This window comes from Kitasatospora sp. NPDC034035 (assembly GCF_055575755.1).
The window spans coordinates 34,151-51,600 of record NZ_JBVISA010000027.1; the positions used below are offsets into that span (position 1 = coordinate 34,151).

General features: G+C 73.8%; 19 protein-coding genes. 10 read left to right on the plus strand and 9 right to left on the minus strand.

What is annotated here, in order from left to right; translation table 11 throughout:
• Positions 1-105 precede the first annotated feature (105 nt).
• The 4 genes from ACZ52J_RS31010 (at position 106) to ACZ52J_RS31025 (ending at position 3,207) form a co-directional block, all read left to right on the plus strand.
• Complete coding sequence (locus tag ACZ52J_RS31010) at positions 106-855, plus strand: response regulator transcription factor (protein ID WP_465623457.1); 750 nt, start codon at positions 106-108, stop codon at positions 853-855.
• Positions 856-863: 8 nt separating this feature from the next.
• Positions 864-2,351 (plus strand): sensor histidine kinase, encoded by a 1,488-nt coding sequence (locus ACZ52J_RS31015; protein WP_465623458.1) that lies wholly within the window; start codon positions 864-866, stop codon positions 2,349-2,351.
• A gap of 212 nt (positions 2,352-2,563) precedes the next feature.
• Positions 2,564-3,013 carry a hypothetical protein gene (locus ACZ52J_RS31020; RefSeq protein WP_465623460.1) on the plus strand — a complete coding sequence of 150 codons (450 nt, stop codon included), beginning with the start codon at positions 2,564-2,566 and terminating at the stop codon, positions 3,011-3,013.
• Positions 3,010-3,207 (plus strand): hypothetical protein, encoded by a 198-nt coding sequence (locus ACZ52J_RS31025; RefSeq protein ID WP_465623461.1) that lies wholly within the window; start codon positions 3,010-3,012, stop codon positions 3,205-3,207. The genes ACZ52J_RS31020 and ACZ52J_RS31025 overlap by 4 nt, the downstream gene beginning before the upstream one ends.
• Positions 3,208-3,335: 128 nt before the next feature.
• On the opposite strand, the gene ACZ52J_RS31030 is transcribed toward ACZ52J_RS31025, so the two are convergent.
• Positions 3,336-4,181: a hypothetical protein gene (locus tag ACZ52J_RS31030; RefSeq protein ID WP_465623463.1), complete on the minus strand. Its 846-nt coding sequence runs from the start codon at positions 4,179-4,181 to the stop codon at positions 3,336-3,338.
• A gap of 155 nt (positions 4,182-4,336) precedes the next feature.
• Positions 4,337-4,954: a MerR family transcriptional regulator gene (locus tag ACZ52J_RS31035; RefSeq protein WP_465623464.1), complete on the minus strand. Its 618-nt coding sequence runs from the start codon at positions 4,952-4,954 to the stop codon at positions 4,337-4,339.
• Positions 4,955-5,109: 155 nt separating this feature from the next.
• On the opposite strand from ACZ52J_RS31035, the gene ACZ52J_RS31040 reads away from it, so the two are divergent.
• Positions 5,110-5,526 carry a DUF3291 domain-containing protein gene (locus ACZ52J_RS31040; protein WP_465623466.1) on the plus strand — a complete coding sequence of 139 codons (417 nt, stop codon included), beginning with the start codon at positions 5,110-5,112 and terminating at the stop codon, positions 5,524-5,526.
• A 106-nt stretch (positions 5,527-5,632) separates the two neighbouring features.
• Here ACZ52J_RS31040 and ACZ52J_RS31045 read toward each other — a convergent pair whose 3' ends face one another.
• Positions 5,633-6,652, minus strand: a complete 1,020-nt coding sequence (locus tag ACZ52J_RS31045) for an NHL repeat-containing protein (protein WP_465623468.1) — start codon at positions 6,650-6,652, stop codon at positions 5,633-5,635.
• A gap of 274 nt (positions 6,653-6,926) precedes the next feature.
• On the opposite strand from ACZ52J_RS31045, the gene ACZ52J_RS31050 reads away from it, so the two are divergent.
• On the plus strand, positions 6,927-7,622 hold the full coding sequence (locus ACZ52J_RS31050) for a hypothetical protein (RefSeq protein ID WP_465623469.1): 696 nt from the start codon (positions 6,927-6,929) through the stop codon (positions 7,620-7,622).
• A gap of 32 nt (positions 7,623-7,654) precedes the next feature.
• Here ACZ52J_RS31050 and ACZ52J_RS31055 read toward each other — a convergent pair whose 3' ends face one another.
• The 3 genes from ACZ52J_RS31055 to ACZ52J_RS31065 form a co-directional block, all read right to left on the minus strand.
• The gene (locus tag ACZ52J_RS31055) at positions 7,655-8,566 is read right to left on the minus strand and encodes an NAD-dependent protein deacetylase (protein ID WP_465623471.1); all 912 of its coding nucleotides are present in this window, start codon (positions 8,564-8,566) and stop codon (positions 7,655-7,657) included.
• A 45-nt stretch (positions 8,567-8,611) separates the two neighbouring features.
• Entirely contained in the window at positions 8,612-9,208 is a 597-nt protein-coding gene (locus tag ACZ52J_RS31060) for a P-loop nucleotide/nucleoside kinase family protein (protein WP_465623472.1), read from the minus strand.
• Positions 9,209-9,500: 292 nt separating this feature from the next.
• Positions 9,501-10,250: a maleylpyruvate isomerase family mycothiol-dependent enzyme gene (locus ACZ52J_RS31065; RefSeq protein ID WP_465623474.1), complete on the minus strand. Its 750-nt coding sequence runs from the start codon at positions 10,248-10,250 to the stop codon at positions 9,501-9,503.
• 461 nt (positions 10,251-10,711) lie between these two features.
• Here ACZ52J_RS31065 and ACZ52J_RS31070 point away from each other — a divergent pair, with 461 nt between their 5' ends.
• A complete protein-coding gene (locus ACZ52J_RS31070; protein WP_465623476.1) occupies positions 10,712-11,767 on the plus strand; it encodes an alpha/beta hydrolase in 1,056 nt (351 codons plus the stop codon).
• A 62-nt stretch (positions 11,768-11,829) separates the two neighbouring features.
• Here the strand turns inward: ACZ52J_RS31070 and ACZ52J_RS31075 are convergent, their stop codons facing one another.
• Genes ACZ52J_RS31075 through ACZ52J_RS31085 form a run of 3 tightly spaced genes read right to left on the minus strand, consistent with a single transcriptional unit; the run spans position 11,830 to position 13,951 of the window.
• A complete protein-coding gene (locus tag ACZ52J_RS31075; protein ID WP_465623478.1) occupies positions 11,830-12,147 on the minus strand; it encodes a ferredoxin in 318 nt (105 codons plus the stop codon).
• Complete coding sequence (locus tag ACZ52J_RS31080; RefSeq protein WP_465623479.1) at positions 12,147-12,632, minus strand: aromatic-ring-hydroxylating dioxygenase subunit beta; 486 nt, start codon at positions 12,630-12,632, stop codon at positions 12,147-12,149. The genes ACZ52J_RS31075 and ACZ52J_RS31080 overlap by 1 nt, the downstream gene beginning before the upstream one ends.
• A 35-nt stretch (positions 12,633-12,667) precedes the next feature.
• Positions 12,668-13,951: an aromatic ring-hydroxylating oxygenase subunit alpha gene (locus tag ACZ52J_RS31085; RefSeq protein WP_465623481.1), complete on the minus strand. Its 1,284-nt coding sequence runs from the start codon at positions 13,949-13,951 to the stop codon at positions 12,668-12,670.
• Positions 13,952-14,273: 322 nt separating this feature from the next.
• Between ACZ52J_RS31085 and ACZ52J_RS31090 the strand changes: the two genes are divergently transcribed.
• The 3 genes from ACZ52J_RS31090 to ACZ52J_RS31100 all read left to right on the plus strand — a co-directional run bounded on the left by ACZ52J_RS31090 (position 14,274) and on the right by ACZ52J_RS31100 (position 17,295).
• A complete protein-coding gene (locus ACZ52J_RS31090; RefSeq protein WP_465623483.1) occupies positions 14,274-14,936 on the plus strand; it encodes an FMN-dependent NADH-azoreductase in 663 nt (220 codons plus the stop codon).
• Between the two features lie 38 nt (positions 14,937-14,974).
• On the plus strand, positions 14,975-16,537 hold the full coding sequence (locus ACZ52J_RS31095; protein WP_465623484.1) for a 4-hydroxyphenylacetate 3-hydroxylase family protein: 1,563 nt from the start codon (positions 14,975-14,977) through the stop codon (positions 16,535-16,537).
• 266 nt (positions 16,538-16,803) lie between these two features.
• Positions 16,804-17,295, plus strand: coding sequence for a DoxX family protein (locus ACZ52J_RS31100; RefSeq protein ID WP_465623486.1), 492 nt, complete (start codon positions 16,804-16,806; stop codon positions 17,293-17,295).
• The last annotated feature ends 155 nt before the right edge of the window (positions 17,296-17,450 follow it).

Consider the following 17,450-nt stretch of genomic DNA (forward strand, 5'->3'; position numbering starts at 1 on the left):
ACCGACCCTTCACGACATCCCCCGCGGCGCCTTCACGGCACCCCCTGCGGCGGCCGGAGAACGATGGTGTGAGAGAGTCGGCGGCCCGAACACGAGGAGAAGCCGATGCACGGGAACGGGCCCGCGGGCGCGGACGGCCCCGGCGGCGGCCGGGTCCTGGTGGTGGACGACGACGCGGCGATCCGGCGCACCCTGGAACGCGGCCTGCGGCTGAGCGGGTTCACCGTCGCGCTGGCCGAGGACGGCGAGACGGCGCTCGCCCGTCTGCTGCCCGCCACCCCGGACGCCCTGCCGCCGGCCGCGACGGACGTCCTGGTGCTCGACGTCTCGATGCCCGGAATCAGCGGCGCCGAGGTCTGCCGGACCCTGCGCGCCCGGGGCGACGACCTCCCGGTCCTGATGCTCTCGGCGCTGGACGAACCAGCCGACCGGGTGGCAGGCCTTCAAGCCGGGGCGGACGACTACCTGGTGAAGCCGTTCGCCCTGGAGGAGTTGGTGCTGCGGCTGCGCGCCCTGCTGCGCCGCCGCCCGCCGCAGCCCACCGACCGCGTCCTGGCGGGACCGCTGGCGATCGACCCGGCGACCCGACAGGCCCACCTCGACGGCCGTGAACTGCGGCTCACCCGGCGGGAGTTCGAGCTGCTCACGCAACTCGCCAGGAACACCGGCATCGTGCTCTCCCGCGAGCTGCTGCTGGAACGGGTCTGGGGGTACGACTTCGAGGTGCGCAGCGACGCCGTGGACACCTTCGTCAGCTACCTGCGGCGCAAGCTGGAGGCCGACGGCCGGCCCCGGCTGATCCACACCGTCCGGGGCGTGGGCTTCGTGCTGCGGCTGCCCGGCGGGAACGGGTAGCGGCCGCCGTGAGACTCTCCACCCGGATCGCCCTGTGGGCCGCCGCCGTGGTGCCGCTGCTGGTGGTGCTGGCCGGGCTGCTCCTGCTGCCGCTGGTCGGCCGGGACCTGCGGCACCAGCAGGACGCCCGGCTGGCCGACCGGGCGTCCGCCGTCCTGCCGAGCGTGCGCGCGCTGGTGGCGGCCGACACCCGGGGCCGTCCCAAGGTCGAGCAGAACCAACAGCGCAAGGTGCTGGACGCCGCCCTGGACTCGGGCGTGCGGGTCACCGCCGAGGACGGCACGGTGCTGCTGTCGGTCGGGCCGCAGCCCGCTGACGACCAGGCCTTCCCCGCCGCACCGGGCGGGCCGACCACCGTCCGCGACCACGGCGCGGCCTGGCGGGTGCTCACCGTCCACGTCGCCGGCAGCGGGGCGAACGGCGGCAGCGGCACGCTCTGGGTCACCGAGCCCGGCGGCCTGGCCGGCAGCCAGACGGCGGCGGTACGCCGCCGGGTCCTGCTCGTGGCGGCGGTCGCCGCACCGCTCTCCGCCCTGATCGGCTTCGCCCTCGCCGAGCGCGCCACCGCACCGCTGCGCCGGCTCAGCCGCCGCGCCGCGGAACTCGACCCGGCGGCCCCGCCGTCCCCCGGCACCGAGCGCGGCACCCCCTTCGCGGCGGAGCGCAGCGGCACCGCCGAGGTGGACGAACTCGCCACCGCCCTGGCCCTGTTGCTCTCCCGCTACGACGAGCAGGCGCTGCGCACCGCCCAAGCCCTGGAGACCGCACGCTCGTTCTCGTCCGCCGCCTCGCACGAGCTGCGGACACCGCTGATGAGCCTGCGCACCAACCTGGACGTGCTGGCCGCCCACCAGGACCTCCCGCCCGGCGAACGGGCGGAGATCGTCGCCGAGTTGCGCGACGACCACGCACGGCTGCTGGACCTGCTCACCGCGCTCGGCACGCTCGCGCGCGGCGACCTCGTCGAGGTCGACTCCTTCGGCCCGGTCGACCTCGCCGAACTCGCCGACGCGGCCGCCGCCGACGCCCGGCGCCGGCACCCCGCGGCCGACATCACCGTCGAACTCCCGCCGGAACTCAGGGTGTTCGGGTGGGAGCCCGGACTGCGGATCATGCTCGTCAACCTGCTGGTCAACGCCGCCGTGCACGGGCGCGGCGGGACGGCACGGACCGAACCGGCCCGGGTGACGGTCCGGCTCGCCCCGGCCGGTGGGGTCGCGCTGCTCACCGTCGACGACACCGGGCCCGGTGTCGCGCCGGGCGAACGCGAGGCGGTCTTCCACCGCTTCCACCGCCGACGCGACAGCCCCGGCTCGGGGCTCGGGCTCACCCTCGTCGCCCAGCAGGCCGCGCTGCACCGGGGCACCGTCCGGATCACCGAGCCGCCCGGCGGAACCGGGTGCCGGGTGGAGGTCCGCCTGCCGCTGCCCGACGCCGACGCGCCGACCCTCCGGCTCCCGGCGCGGCGGGACTGGATCGCGGGCGAGGAACGCTGAGCACCGAGCGCCGGCCTCCGGCTCGCGCTCCACAGCTCTCCGTTCCGCGACTCGCCGTTGCGCAGCTCGCCGTTGCGCAGCTCCGCCTTCCACAGCTCTGCGTTCCACAGGGAATCCACAAGAAGCCGTCCTACGCTCCCGGCAACCGGGCCGGACCGGGCCCGCACCCACCGGCCCGGTTCCGACACCGTCCACGGCAGAAAGGGACGCCCATGTCCGCCAACCGCACGTCCGTCCGCCGCAGGGTCGTCAGCCGCCGGGCCGCCGCCCTCGGCGCGCTCGCCCTCGCCGGCTCGCTGCTCGCCACCGTCCCCGCCCAGGCGGACGGTGCGGCCGGCTCGCCCTCCGCCGCCCCGTCCGCCGGGTCCACGCCCACGGGCGACGGCGCGAAGGCCATCTGCAAGCGACTGCCGAAGACCGAGCAGCGTGTCACCAAGGCGCTCACCCGGCTGAACGGCGACGCCACCGTGTCCGGGTCGGTCGCCCGCCTGCAGCAGCGGGCCGGCAACGCCAAGGCCGCCGGCCACACCGAGATCGAGACGCTCCTCAACGACCGCCTCACCGCCCGCAAGAACCTGGTCACCACCCTGCAGACCCGGCAGAACGACCTCAGTTCCGTCGCCACCTGGTGCACCGCCCACAACCAGGGCGCCTCCAAGTGACCCGCCGCCCGCCCGCCGTCCTCGCCGCCCTGCTCCTCGCCGGGGTCGCCCTCCTCACCGCCTGCGGCCCCACCGGGCACCCGGCTCCCGGAGCCGCGGACACCGGCCAGGTCCAGGACATGCAGCACAAGCTCGACGCTGCCGAGAGCGCGGCCGCCCAAGCCGACAGCGACGCGGCAGCCGACGACAACTGACGCGCCACCGCTCGCCGACCTGCTCAGCGAGCGGTGTCCGCTCGCCCGCCGTTGCCGAACCACCGCTCGACGCCAAGCGTCCTGGGCGTGGCCGTCCCCCGGCGGGCCGCCGCCTCCTGGGCCCGTCCTCAGCCGGCGGCGGCGGGCTGTTCGGCGTCGCCGAAGCGGGCCAGGGTCAGGGCGCCGACCACGGCGGCCAGGAAGCCGAGGACGGCGACCGGGGTCAGGTCGTGCCGGGTGCGGTCGCCGAGGGCGAGCACCCCGACCAGGGCCGGGCCGAGCGTCTCCCCCAGCACCATCGCGGCCGTCGCGGAGGTCACCGATCCGTGCTGCATCGCCCAGGTCAGCGCGGCGAACCCGCCGATCCCCGCCACCGCGACCGCGTACGCCGAGGGTTCGGCCAGCAGCTGCGGCAGCCGTGGTTCCGGCAGCACCCGCACCGCCACCCCGACCACCCCGAACTGCAGGCCCGCCACCAACCCCAGCAGCGGGGCCCGACGGGCACCGCCGTACCGCACTGCCGCCCAGCCCGCGCCGAGCAGGGCCACCGCGACCAGCAACACCCCCAGCCGCAGCGCGTCGTCGCCCGTGCCGTGGCCGTCCCGCCCGGCGGTGAGCGCCAGCAGCAACAGCCCCGCGCAGACCGCCACCACCCCGGCCCACTCGCTGCGCCGCAGCCGCACCCGCAGCACGCGGGCCGCCCCGACGGCCGTCACGGCGAGCGCGGAGGCCAGCGCCGCCTCGACCACGTAGAGCGGCAGCCGCTCCAGGGCGACGAGTTCGGCGGCGAAGCCGCACATGTCCATCCCCACGCCCACCAGGAACGGCCACTCGCGCAGCGCCCCGGCCAACGCGGCGGCCTCCCCCGCCGGTGAGCCCGCGCCGGCGGCACGCCGGGCGCCGACCGCCTGCAGCACGGTGGCCGACCCGGTGAGCAGCGCGGCCAGAAGGGCGGACAGCAGGCCGATGAGCATGGCCCGACGGTACGACCCCCGGCCCCCGCGCGATCGCCTGGCACGCCGCCGGCCCCGGCCCGACCTACGGACGACCGCGGCCGGGGCCAGGACGAAGCGCCGCAACCGGCCCGGGCCGGGGGGAGGGCAGCCGGGCCGTCCCCGCGCCCGCGGGCTCAGGTGTTGCGGCGGGCGGACTCGTGTTCCTGGGCCAGGCGGCGCAGGGCGAGGAGGGCGGGTTCGAGCAGGACGGTGCGGAGGAGGGCGCTCTCGGCCTGGTCGACGGGGTCGGCGTGCGGATCGAGCTGGTCGAGGTCGAGGACGGCGGTGCGCTCGGCGAGGGCGGCGTAGCCGAGGAGGGCGTCGTGGGAGATCTCCTCACCGAGGGAGCGGAGGGTCTCGAGGGTCTCGCCGAGGACGGCGCGGGAGGGAGCGTGTTCGGAGACCTGCCAGCCGAGTTCGCCGATCAGGGCTTCGACTTCGGCGCCGCCGGGTACGGGGGCCGGTTCGGTGTCGTCGTCGACCGGGCGGGCGCCGAGGACCAGTCCGAGGACCTGGTGGCGTTCTCCGGCGTGGGCGGCGACCGCGCCGAGGACCTCCTTGGTGGCGCTGACGCTGAGGCCCCGGACGCCGATCAGTGCGCGGACCAGGCGCAGGCGGCGCAGGTGGGTCTCGTCGTAGTCGGCCTGGGTGGCGGCGGTGGCGCGGCCGGGCTGCAGCAGCCCCTCGCGCAGGTAGTACTTGATCGTCGCGGTGGGGACCCCGCTGCGGCGGCTCAGTTCGGAGATGCGCACTGCTCCCGCTTTCCTTCTCGCTGGGTCTGGCAATTGGATACCAGCACTGTCTAACATAGATAGTGCCACTACCCAATACGGCGCCGTCCCCGCGCCGTCCCCGCGCCGTCCCCGCGCCGTCCCGGACGCCGTTTCCCCGACGAGGAGTGTCAGCCATGCCCACGCTGCCCTGGATCACCCCGAACCCGGCCACCCCCGGCACCTCGGCGGTCGTCATGGCCTCCCGCTTCGAGGTGCGGTCGCTCGCCGACGTGCCGCGCTTCTTCGTCAAGTCGCTGGCCGTCTGGCGACAGCTGCGCCGCGCGCCCGGCGCCCTCGGCGCCTCCCTGATCGCCCGGCCGCTGCGGCGGACCTTCTACACGCTGTCCGCCTGGGAGAGCCGCGAGGCCCTCAACGCGTTCGCGGCCGCCGAGCCCCACCGCTCGGTCATGAGGGGCCTGCGCGACACCACGAAGCAGGCCACCTTCACCTTCTGGCCGACGCCCGTCGAGCAGCTCCCGATCCCCTGGGCCGACGCCCACGCCCGCCTCGATGCCGAGCGCGCCGGAGCCGCGGCCCCGGATGCCACCTGACTGCCGGCGTGACACCGCCCGCCGCCGCACGCGGGTGCGGCGGCGGGCGTCCGGCCGCTCGGCCGCTCGGCTGGCCGGTGGGCCGGTAGGCCGGTAGGCCGGCCGGTCAGTGCCGCAGGTCGGCGAGCAGCAGGTTGGGGTCGGTGCGGGTGAAGTACGCCGCGCTCGGGACGTAGACCGTCCCGCCGCGCACGGCCACCGAGGTCGGGTTGGACACGCCGTCGGCGGCGGTGAGGACGGTGTGGTGGCTGCCGTCCGCCGCGACGTACACCGCCTCGCTGGTCCCGTTCAGGGCCGCGATCAGGGCGTCGCCACGCCCGGTGAAGGCGAAGTCGTCGATGCCCGCGAGCCCGCTCGCCCGGACCTCCGCGGGCCGGGCCGCGCCGTCGTCGCCGATGGGGATGCGCAGCAGGTCGCCGGTGTCGGTGTTGCCCACCCAGACGGCACCGCGGTGCACCTTGAGGCCGTTGGCGCCGAACGCGGTCACGGGCTTCAGCAGGGCGTCGTCGGACCAGGTGGTGGCGGGGCCGCCGTCCGCCGGGATCGCGTAGACGACGCCGAGCGCCGAGTCGGCGGTGTAGAGGCGGCCGGTGTGCTCGTCGAGGGCGAGGCCGTTGGGGAAACCGGTCACGGGCAGCGCGGCGATCCGCTCGGGGGTGCCGCCGGGGCAGAGCCGCCAAATGCCCTGTAGGTCGTCGGTGCCGGTGGCGTAGCCGAAGTAGAGGGTGCCGTCGTGGGCGCGGGCGATGCCGGTGACGATCGCGGCGCCGATGAGCGGGGTGGCGGGGTTCGCGGGGGCGGGCAGGGTGGCGAGGACGGTGAGGTGGCCGCCGGTGTCGACCCGGCCGATCTGCCGGGCGAAGGAGAGGGTGAGGTCGGCGGAGCCGTCCGGCTCGAGGGCGATGTTCTCGGGTTGCTGCCCCCGGGCCAGGTCGAAGTGGGCGACGATCCGGGGGTCGGACAGCGGCGGCGCGACGGCAACGGCCGGGGTCGCGGCCAGCAGGGCGAGGGCGGCGCAGGCCGCGGGGACGAGGCCGGCGGCCCTGCCCGTGCGGGGTGTGCGGGACGTTCGGGGCGAGCCGGGCGAGCCGGGCGAGCGGCGGGCTGGCCGGAGCAGGCGGGACATGGTCTCTCCTTGATCACTTGATCGACTTGATCGACGGGGCGGCGACGGTCGCCTGCCCGCCAGCAGAACACCCCTGACCGCGCGTCACCCCCGATCGACCGTCGCGTCCACGGCTACATCCCCCGGTCGGTCGCCCCGCCCGCACGGTCGGGCGCGTCCCGGCGGTCCGCACCGACCCCATTTTGTGACGTGGCCCTGTCTAGTTCGTTCCCGTCCCGGTGTGATGGGATGTGCCGTCACGGGGTGATGACCGCTGGTGGGGGTGGTGTGTGTGATGCGCAACGGACGACTGTCAGGGCTCGACGGGGACGCGGCGTACCTGGTCGCCGTCGGACTGGTCCGACTGGGCGCGCAGGAGTGGCTGGGCACGGCGGGCGTGGCACCGACCTGGGTGGGCGGCCTGCGGGCGGCCTCCTTCGCGGACGCCTGGCTGGCGTTCGGCGACCCGGCGGCGCCCGGGCTACGGGCGCCGGCCACGGCAGTGCTGCGGGCGGTCGCCGAACGAGCGGCGAAGCTGGTCGTCGAGTCCTGCGCGGGGGACGAGCCGACGGCCCTGGAATGGCTGGGGCAGCGGTCGGCGGAGGCCCGCGAGCAGGCGCGGCGGGACGACGTGTCACACCCGGCCGAGCCCTGCGCGCTGACCCTGGTCTGGCACGGCGTCCAGGCCCTGGCCACCGGGGACGAACCGGACGGGCCGGACGAACCCGACGCGCCGTACCACGGCAGGCGCAGCGCGGAACGCATGGACGAGCGGATCGAGGCGTACGTACGGGAGCGGCACCGCCGCCAGGACACCCTCGCGCTGGTACTGGGCTGCACCCGGATCGCCGCGGCCGCGCTGGTGGAGCTGTGCGATGCCGATCCGGAGCGGGTGTGCCGGTGGCTGGAGGAGGACGCGGCACGCGCCATGCCGCGCGGCGGACCCGTACCGCTGTGGGTGCCCGGGCGGCCCTGGCAGCCGGCGGGCTGACGAGGCCGCCCGACTCCTGGGCGCCGACCGGGTCAGGCAGCGCCCAGGAGTCGGGCGGCCTCGGTCATGGCCGGGCCGAGGGCGAGGTCGAGGCGCAGCTCGGCGAGGTCGTCGCCACGGGTGGGGCCATGGTTGACGATGGCGACGGGCAGCTGCGCACGGGCGGCGCGCCGCACGAAGCGCAGGCCCGACAGGACCGCGAGCGAGGAGCCGAGGACCACCAACGAGCGTGCGGTGTCGACCAGTTCGTAGCAGTGGTCGACCCGGGCGGCGGGCACGTTCTCGCCGAAGAAGACCACGTCCGGCTTGAGCACGCCGCCGCAGTCCGCGCAGGGCGCCACGCGGAATCCCTCCACCAGCTCCTGCGGCAGCTGCGCGTCGCCGTCCGGGCGCAGCGTGGCGCCGGGGCGGCGGAAGCCCCGGTTCAACTCGTCCAGGCGCTGGTCGAGTTCGGCCCGGGAGCTGGTGCGCCGACAGTCGAGGCAGACCACCCGGTCGAGGCCGCCGTGCAGTTCCACGGCCTCGCGGGTGCCGGCCGCGCGGTGGAGGCCGTCGACGTTCTGGGTGATGACCGCCGCGACGTGACCCGAGCGGCGCAGCCGTTCCACCGCGCGGTGGCCGGCGTTGGGCCGGGCCCGGGCGAAGGCGGGCCAGCCGGTGTGGCTGCGGGCCCAGTAGCGGCGCCGAGCGGCCTCGCTGCCGATGAACTCCTGGTAGGTCATCGGGGTGCCGGTGCGGCGGCGGCCGGTGGCGCCGCGGTAGTCGGGGATGCCGGACTCGGTGGACAGTCCGGCGCCGCTGAGCACGACCGCACCGCCCCGGTCCAGCAGCCGGACGAGGCCCGTGAGGCCCGTGAGAACCGTCGGACCCGCGAGGACCGTCGAACCCGCCGGACCCGCCGAGCTCTCCGGCGGTTGCGGTGCGGTGGCTTCCGACGCGTCCATACCGCCGAGAGGGTAACCCCGCCGCCGGGCAACCTCGCCGGGCGGCTACGCGTCCCCCGTGGCGAACGCGACGATCCGCGCGAGGGACGGCTGCCAGCCGTCGGCGGTGTCCACGAGCAGGCAGGGGACGTCGAGCGCGATCGGCGCCCACGACTCGATCGGCCGCTCCCCCGCCTCGATGCGGCGCAGGAGTGCGGCGTCCGCGTGCACGGCCCGCGAGGGCAGGTCGGCGGCACGGCGCGCGATGCGCCGGCGGGCGAGCTCCGGGTCGACGACGCAGCGCACGACGCGGATGCCGGCCAGGTCGGCGAGCGGCTCCAGGCCCAGTCGCCACAGGCGGTCCTGGAAGGCCGCCTCCGCCACCAGGCTCGTCCCGGCCGCGAGGAGTGCACCGATCGCGCGGAAGAACGCCTCCAGCGTCCTCAGGTCCAGGTCGTTCCCGGGATCAGCGACGTTCCTGGAATCAGCGGCTTTGCCGGGATCGGCGCCACCTGCGGCCATGCGCTCCTTGAGCTCGTCCCGGCAGACCACCGGCCAGCCGAGCGCGTCCGCCAGGGCGTGCGCCAGTGTGGTCTTGCCCGCCCCGGGCGGGCCGCTGACGACAACCAGTGTCGGACGTCGGGTCGTGCCGCGTGAGGTCATGCCACCGGATTCTGCGCCCGGGCCGCCGCCGTCCGCCACCTCCCCGGTGGGTGACGGACGGCCGACGGTGGGTCGGCCCGGTCGACCTTCTCCCAGCTGTCACCGCCCGACGTCGAGGTGTACTCGGAGGGACCGCCGTGTACGAGGAAGGACCGCCGGCGTACGAGGAGGGACCGCCGGTGTACGAGGAGGGACCGCCGGTGTACGAGGAGGGACCGCCGGTGTACGAAACCGCGCTGCCGGTGTACAGCCGACCGGCGGCCTCGAAGCACCCCCCGAGCCGGCCCCGCTCTCAGCCCCAGCCGGGCACCGGCGGCAGCGGCCACGCCGGCGGGGTCGGCAGCGGGCCGCCAGCGGGGGTCTCCGGGGCCGGGCCGCGGCCGGCGAGCCAGGCGAGCAGGACATGCCCGGGGCCGCTGACGGCGGGGCCGGTGGCGGCGAGGGTCCAGGTGCGGCCGAGGTCGGTGGCTTCCAGCCGGGCGACGGGGAAGTCCCGCGCGGCCAGGGTGGCGGCGGTCGTGTCGAGCGCCCAGGTGACGTAGCCGGTGGGCCAATCGGCGCTGGTGCGGCCGAGGTTGAGGTCGACGTGGTGGGTCTCGAGTTCGCGCCGGGCCCGGTGGAGGGTGAACCAGGCGGGGTGGCGCCACCCCGCGAGGGCCGGCACCAGCGCGGGCCAGCGCTCGACCGGCATCGCCGCCGCCTCGTCGAACAGCCCGTCCAGACTGCGCCGCAGGTCCGTGACGAGGTCGGCCGCACCGCGCTCGGCCCCTTCGCGCAGCGCGCGGTCCAGCGCGGCCGCGTCGGCCCGCGGGCCGGGCTCGGTGCCGGTGCGGGCGAGCGTCAGCAGCCAGCGGTACACGTCGGCGCTGCGCGCGAGGTGGGTGATGACGTGGGCGCGGCTCCAGCCGGGCAGCGCGGACGGTTCACGGGCCTGCCGGTCGGTCAGGCCACCCAGGTCGGCCGCGAGGCGCTCGGCGGAGTCGCGGACATCGGCGAGCAGGACGGCCGGTCGGGCGCCGGCGGGGTCGGCGGTGTGGGTCACGGGCACGTACTCTACGGCCGACCGAGCCCACCCCCCTGGGCGTGGGCTCGGAACCATGCGCGGATTCTCGTCGGCGGCGGCGTGGCCGAACCACTCGCCTCCTGTTGACGGAAAGTCAGCGCGTTCCCGGCGGCCGGACAACGGTCGCGGGGAAGGGTGTACCGGTACGACATCGGGCGGTTATGCTCGCGCAGTATCACCTGCCCGATCGCGGCTGACCCAGGGGGGATCAACGCGCGCGCGGCCCCTTTACCCGTTCCTGCTCGCACGCGGTTCCGCGCAGCACGACGGGGATTTCGCGCCGGCGCCGAGCCACGCCACCGGACGCCACCGGATCCGGAATTCCGGGCGCCCCCTCCATTTCTCCGAATACGGGACAGCGATAACGGAAATGGCCCGATCGATCCGATCGGTGCCCGGCCACCAGTCGCGACAGATTCGACGAAGTGAGGACGAACGTGATGAAGAATCGGACCGTTTCCGCATTACGGCGCCTCGCGGCGGTGTGCGCCGCGGCGACGCTCCTGTCGGTCGGCGTCGCGGGTTCCGCTCCCGCCACCGACCTCACCACCCCGGTCTGCCAGGCCACCACCGTCGACGTCCCGCTGGGCTCGGGCACCGGCCGGCTGTGGGGCGAGCTGTGCCGTCCGGCCGGGTCCTCGCCGAGCACCGTGGTGACGATGGTGCACGGCGCGACCTACAACCACAACTACTGGGACTTCCCGTACGAGCCGGACACCTACTCGTTCAGCCGGATGCTGAACCGGGCCGGGTACGCCACCTTCGTCGTCGACCGGCTCGGCACCGGCAACAGCACCGTCCCGCCGAGCTCCCAGCTGACCCTGGCCGTCGAGGCCGGACACATCCACAAGGTCGTACAGGACCTGCGGGCCGGCCGAATAGGGGGCACCGGCTTCCACAAGGTGGTGCTGGCCGGCTACTCCCTCGGTTCCGCGGTGTCGGAGATCGAGGCGTCGACGTACCACGACGTCGACGCGCTGCTGGTCACCGCCCTGGGCCACTACAACAACCCGGCGGGCACGCAGGCGATCATCGCGAACGGGCAGGACCCGAACACCGACCCGGTGACCGGGGGCCGGTACCCGTACGACGCCGGCTACGCCACCACCAGGCCGGGCAGCCGGGCGACCGTCTTCTACGCCGACCAGCCGATGGACCCGGGCGTGCTCCTCATGGACGAACTCACCAAGGACGTCGACGTCTTCATGGAGGCGAGCGACCCGCTCATCACCGATCCCTCGGTCAGCAAGGCGATCAATGTCCCGGTCATGTTCGCCCTCGGCGACCACGACCCGCTGATGTGCGGTGCCGGCTACGAGGACTGCACGTCGGCGGCGGCCCTGCGCGCCCAGGAGGCGCCGTTCTGGAGCTCCGCGCCCAGCTTCGACGTCCTCCTGCTCCCGAACGCCGGGCACGGCCTGAACCTGGCGCCGAACACCGGGGTCCTCCGGACGGCGGCCGCGGCCTGGCTGAACCGGGTGGTCGGACACTGCTGACGGCACACGAGTGCCCGATGGCCCCGTGAGGGTGCCATCGGGCACGACGTGACGTCACCCGCTCAAGTGGCCGGCCCGCCTCCGCCCGGCTCGTCTCCGCCCGGCTCCACCCCGTCCGGCGTGACCCCGTCCGGGCCCGGCGACCGGTCCTTGAACAGGAACACGGCGTTGGCCGGGCAGACCCGCGCCGCTTCGCGTACGGAGTCGGCCAGTTCGGGTCCGGGCTCGGGAAGCAGCACCTCGGCGACCTCCGCGACGTCGCTCATCCGGAAGACCGCGGGAGCGGCGTCCACGCAGTGGCCGTACCCGGCGCAGCGGGTCAGGTCCACCTCGACGCGCGCCACCCGGGCCTTCCCGCCCCGCTCCTGCCGCAGCGGCATCAGAGCAGGACGCCCATGTTGCCGGGCATGGTCTCGGCGTCGAGGACGACGCGGTGCTCGACGAAGCGCAGCCCGCCGGCCGTCCGCGTGAGGATGTCGTCGTAGCGGCCGCAGACGTGGAAGCGGGACGGTTCGACGCGGTCGGCGATGTACAGGACGACGTACGCCTCGGCCTTGATCCGGCCGTCCTCGGTCTCCCGGGCGCGCACGTTGGTGACGGTGTGCAGGGTCCGGGTCGGGTTGTGGCGCAGATAGCCGTTCATGTAGGCGGCGCGCTCCTTCAGTGCGCCGAGGCCCCGGTCGGTGTACCACCACATGCCGGTCGTCGAGACGTTGTTGTGCGTGCCGACCGCGTACAGACCGGTGTCGAGGAACAGGTCGACCCAGGCGTTGGGGCGCTTGTCGTCCATCGTCAGGGCGTAGGACACGTAATGGTCCTCGACCTCGTTGCGCAGGCCGGGAGAGGTCATGACCACTGTGGACATGGCGGTGTCGCGCCTTCCTTCCGTCGTCGGGCCGCTCACGACTCGTCCTGGAGGTACTGCTGGTAGACCCGGAAGAACTCGCGCTGCGAGTACTCGTCCCGGACGTCGGCGTCCTCGCCGCCCCGGCCGGGCTCGGTCCCCCGGGTGAAGAGGTTGTACCGGCCGCCCTCGCCGCGCACGCCGATCTGGCAGCGGGCGGCGGCCTCGGTGTCGTCGCAGCTGATCTTGCCCCACGAGCCCTGGGTGTCGGCGAGGTTCTCCAGCACCTCCCGCCGCGCGGCCTCGTCGTCCTCGACGTCCGAGTAGACGGTGATGTCGACCCGGGCCCGATCGACGCCGAGCGGGGTGACCGTCTGGATGTACCCCGCCTTCATGCCGCGCGGGGTGTCCTTGGGGCCGGGCTGGATGTCGAGGTTGGGGAAGAGCGCGAGCACTTCCTGCCGGATCTCCGGTGGTTCGCCGCCCCCGAAGCCCTCGAAGCCGTCCGGCGGGCCGGGCGGTCCCTGGGCGAGCATGCTGTTCCAGCCGACCGGCATGGTGCCGTCCGAGAAGTCCACCCCGCTGAAGCGCTGGAGGGCGCGGGCGTACTTCGGCGGGTCGAGCGGAGGGAAGGCCCACTGGAGGACCGAATGCCCGGGCGCCGCGCCCCAGTTCCAGCCCCGTGCGGCGGTGCCGACCAGCAGGTCGCGGATGCTGCGGTGGGTGAACTCGGCGTGGTAGTCGTCCCGGAAGTTCTCGTGCCAGAACTTCCAGTTGCCCTCGTAGATCCAGCTGTTGCGGCCGATCGGCTCGATGCCCTGCACGTACGGCGCGAGGTGGTCGGTCATCTCGCCGAGGAAGTCGGTGAGCGACGGCACCGTCGGCCGGATCGCGACGAAGACCAGGTCGTGGAAGGTGTCGCAGTGCACCGGCTTCAGGCCGAGGGCGCCGCGGTCGAAGTCCGGTCCGTAGCCCTCCTCGTAGGGCACGCCGGTGAGCTCACCCTTCAGGTTGAACGCCCAGGCGTGGTACATGCACTTGAGGACCTGGCCCTGGTTGCCGCACCGCTCTCCGGTCAGGATCGCGCCGCGGTGGGTGCAGGCATTGTGGAACGCGCGGATCTCACCGTCGTTGCCCCGCACCACGAGCACCGGCTGGTTGGCGATGGAAACCGTGAAGTAATCACCCGGCTTCTTCAGATCGCGGGTCAGGCAGGCGTAGTGCCAGGTCCGGGTGAATATCCTTTCCTGTTCCAGTGCGAAGATCTTCTCGCTGGTGTAGATTTCCCGGTCCACCACCCCGGTGGCGAGATCGGTGCCGAAATCCGGGCTCAACTTCATGGGGCAACCTCCCTAGGGGCACGCGAACGCCGCCCTGCCCGCTCAAGATTCGCGACGATTGTGACAACCGAGCGAGTTCATCGTCAACGATCAGCGCGGCGCCGGCGCCCTTGTCCGACTGGGGAGAATTCCCAGTCGGACAAACCCCCGGAACCTTTCCCGGCGTCATTGACAGGCGGCGGATTCCCGATGACCCTCGGACGGGGCATCGACCCGCGCAGGAAAACGCCGACCAGCCGCCTCCGGCCGTTCGAGGACGCCGCACACGGGGGCGCTGATGCTCCCGGCGCCGCCCCCACCCACCCCACCTCCGGAGTTCGTGATGACTCTCCTACGGCTGGACACCAGCATCCTCGGCCTCCGATCCAGCACCGCCGTGCTCGCCGACCTCGTGGAGCGGGAGTGGCGCGCCGCGACCCCGGACGCGCCGGTGGTGGTCCGGCGCCACCTCGGCGAGGCCCCGTTGCCGCCGACCGCCTGGGCCGCCGCGGTGGCGACCCGGTTCACTCCCCCGGAGCGGCACACACCCGAGCAGCGGGACGCCCTGGCACTGGCCTCGTCGCTGACCGACGAGCTGGTCGCCGCCGACGCCGTGATCGTCGCGGCGCCGCTCTACAACTTCGGTGTCTCCCAGCACCTGAAGGCCTGGGTGGACCTCGTCCTCACCGATCCGCGGATGGCCCCGGGCGGGGAGAGACCGCTGGCGGGCAAGCCGGCGGTGCTGGTGACCGCCCGGGGCGGCGCCTACGGGCCGGGGACGCCGCGGGACGGCTGGGACCACGCCATCGGCTGGATGCGTCGCATGTTCGACGATGTGTGGAAGCTTCAACTCACCGTGGTGGAACGGGAGTTGACTCTCGTTGGGATCGATCCGGCACTGGACCGGTTCACCGAGCTGGCCGCGCGCACCCGGATCGCCGCAGAGGAACAGGCCCGCGCGGCGGGCCGGGACCTCGCCCGGCGCGAGAGCGCCGTCCTCGGCTGAGCCGCAACTCCCGCCCACCGCCCGACAAGGAGGACACCGTGCCCGCACGCACCGGGAAGCAGTACCTGGACAACCTGACGTCGCTCCAGCCCGAGATCTACCTCAACGGCCGCCGCATCACCCACGTCACCGAGGAGCCGGTCTTCGCCGGCCCGCTGCGGACCATCGCGGAGCAGTACGACCTCCAACTGGACCCGCGGTACGTCGACATCTGCACCTACGCGGACCCCACGACGGGTGAACGGCTGTCGCGCTCGTTCCAGCCGTGCCGGAGCAAGGAGGACCTGGTCGCCAAACGGCGGCACTTCAAGCTCCGCGCCGACCACACCTTCGGGATGATGGGCCGGTCGCCGGACTTCATGAACGCGTTCGTCCTGGGCTGGAACACCAACGCCCCGGTGTTCGGCGACCTGGACGAGCGCTTCGGCCGGAACGCCCGCCGGTACTACGAGCACGTACGGGACAACGACCTCTTCCTGACGCACGTCCTGATCAACCCGGCGATCGACCGGTCGAAGACCTCGTCCCAGCAGGAGGACCCGTTCCTGCACCTGGGGAAGGTGCGCGAGACCGACGAGGGCATCGTCGTCCGTGGCGCGAAGATGCTCAGCACCATGGCGCCGTTCGCGGAGGAGCTCGTGGTCGTCCCCTTCGGGGGCATCGCCCCGGGCGACGACGACTACGCGGTGGTGTTCGCGATCCCCACCGACACACCGGGGTTGAAGTTCATCTGCCGCGAGCCGGTGGCGCCGGCCGGCCGGACGGAGTTCGACCACCCGCTCAGCAGCCGGTTCGAGGAGATGGACTGCATCGCCGTCTTCGACGACGTGCTGGTCCCGTGGGACCGGGTCGTCGTCGACGGCCGGCCCGGCAGCCGCGACCTGGTCAACCGGGTGCTCGGCAACGACCCGAGCGTCCTGGTGGTCAACGGCGCTCGGAGCCTGGCCTCGATGGAACTGCTGTGCGGCATCGCGACGAAGGTCGCCGACGCGACCGGGATCGACGAGTTCCTGCACGTCCAGGAGAAGCTCGGCGACCTCATCTCCCGGCTCGACACCCTGCGGACCCTGTTCTACGGCGCCGAGGCCCTGGCCGCCCCGCTGCCGGACGGCACCTGGGTGCCGTACCTGCCGGGGATGATGGCGTTCCTCATGCAGACCGCGCCGACGCACCGCCGGATGGTCGAGGTCATCCAGATCCTGGCGGCGGGCAACTTCTTCTACGCGCCGTCCGGCGGGGACTTCGCCAACGAGGAACTGCGCCCGCTCATCGACCGGTTCGTGCGGGGTCGCCCGGGCGTCTCGGCCGAGGAGCGGGTCCGACTGTTCAAGCTCGCCTGGGATGTGGCCGGCGACGGGTTCGGCCAGCGGCTCATGCAGTACGTGAACTACTACAGCGGCGACCCGGTGCGGCTGACCGCCGGGCTCTACCTGGGCTCGGACAAGACGGAGATCCACCGCACGGTCGAGCGGGCGCTGGCCGGCTCGGACCGGAGCCTGGACATCCCGCTCTCGCCGGAGGTGCTGCACATGGCGCCCCCTCCCGCGCCGACCAAGCCGCTCACCGGGATGTACCCGGCGAAGAGCCAGCCGTCGTCGTAGCGGCCGTGGCGGTGTGCGAGCGGGGAATCTCCCCACTCGCACACCGGGACCACCGGGGCCACCCGGGAGCACGGGGATCACCGGCAACCCGGAGGGGCGATGCCAGGGATGCTGCAGCCAACCTAATTTGACCGAACGTCAGGAATGCCAGACGCCAGAGATGCCGAGGCTGCTAGGATGCTAGCAATCTCACCCCCGGTCGCCGGTGGTCGGCGCCCGGCGGCACCTCGCATCCCCGGCACGGCCGGGAGGACGGAAGGACGGCGATGGCGGGTACGGGCCGGTTGATCATGAGGGGCGTCGTCGGCGGACTCGCCATCGGCTTCGGTGGCCGGAAGCTGTTCGGCTGGTTCGGCGGATCGGGCCACGAGCAGACGGCGGAGAACTTCGAGAAGTTCGGGTACCGCAACGGCCGGGCGATGGCCACGCTGGCCGGTGTCACCGAACTGGCCGCGGGCGTGGGCCTGGTGACCGGGACGGCCACCCCGCTGGCGGCGGCCGCCCTCATCGGGGAGATGGTCAACGCCGCGGCCGTGCACCGGCGGGAGGGCCTGTGGGCCGAGAACGGCGGCTACGAGTACCCGGTGGTCCTGATCACGGCCGCGGCCTGCCTGGCCTGGGACGGCCCGGGGCCGCTCTCCGTCGACCGTGCGCTCGGCCGCGAGCGGACCGGTGCCGTCTGGGGGCTCGGCGCCCTCACGCTCGGCGTTGCCGCCGGGACGACCGTGTGGCGCGTGTTCCGCGACGAGACGTACTGATTCCCCGCAACAGACCGATGCCAAGCTGAACACCGATCCCACGCTCCTCGGCTCCCGCGACGATGCCGAGGAGCGTGCGTCATTCCATCGGGTGAACTCGGCAGTACGGGACGAGCCCCGCAGCACGCGCCCGGGCGCGACGGATCCGCCCGGGC

Coding starts and splice junctions, on each gene's coding strand:
- ACZ52J_RS31010 (WP_465623457.1), top strand. CDS start 106: ATGCACGGGAACGGGCCCGCGGGCGCGGACGGCCCCGGCGGCGGCCGG.
- ACZ52J_RS31020 (WP_465623460.1), top strand. CDS start 2,564: ATGTCCGCCAACCGCACGTCCGTCCGCCGCAGGGTCGTCAGCCGCCGG.
- ACZ52J_RS31030 (WP_465623463.1), bottom strand. CDS start 4,181: ATGCTCATCGGCCTGCTGTCCGCCCTTCTGGCCGCGCTGCTCACCGGG.
- ACZ52J_RS31040 (WP_465623466.1), top strand. CDS start 5,110: ATGCCCACGCTGCCCTGGATCACCCCGAACCCGGCCACCCCCGGCACC.
- ACZ52J_RS31045 (WP_465623468.1), bottom strand. CDS start 6,652: ATGTCCCGCCTGCTCCGGCCAGCCCGCCGCTCGCCCGGCTCGCCCGGC.
- ACZ52J_RS31050 (WP_465623469.1), top strand. CDS start 6,927: ATGCGCAACGGACGACTGTCAGGGCTCGACGGGGACGCGGCGTACCTG.
- ACZ52J_RS31055 (WP_465623471.1), bottom strand. CDS start 8,566: ATGGACGCGTCGGAAGCCACCGCACCGCAACCGCCGGAGAGCTCGGCG.
- ACZ52J_RS31060 (WP_465623472.1), bottom strand. CDS start 9,208: ATGACCTCACGCGGCACGACCCGACGTCCGACACTGGTTGTCGTCAGC.
- ACZ52J_RS31070 (WP_465623476.1), top strand. CDS start 10,712: ATGAAGAATCGGACCGTTTCCGCATTACGGCGCCTCGCGGCGGTGTGC.
- ACZ52J_RS31075 (WP_465623478.1), bottom strand. CDS start 12,147: ATGCCGCTGCGGCAGGAGCGGGGCGGGAAGGCCCGGGTGGCGCGCGTC.
- ACZ52J_RS31080 (WP_465623479.1), bottom strand. CDS start 12,632: ATGTCCACAGTGGTCATGACCTCTCCCGGCCTGCGCAACGAGGTCGAG.
- ACZ52J_RS31085 (WP_465623481.1), bottom strand. CDS start 13,951: ATGAAGTTGAGCCCGGATTTCGGCACCGATCTCGCCACCGGGGTGGTG.
- ACZ52J_RS31090 (WP_465623483.1), top strand. CDS start 14,274: ATGACTCTCCTACGGCTGGACACCAGCATCCTCGGCCTCCGATCCAGC.
- ACZ52J_RS31100 (WP_465623486.1), top strand. CDS start 16,804: ATGGCGGGTACGGGCCGGTTGATCATGAGGGGCGTCGTCGGCGGACTC.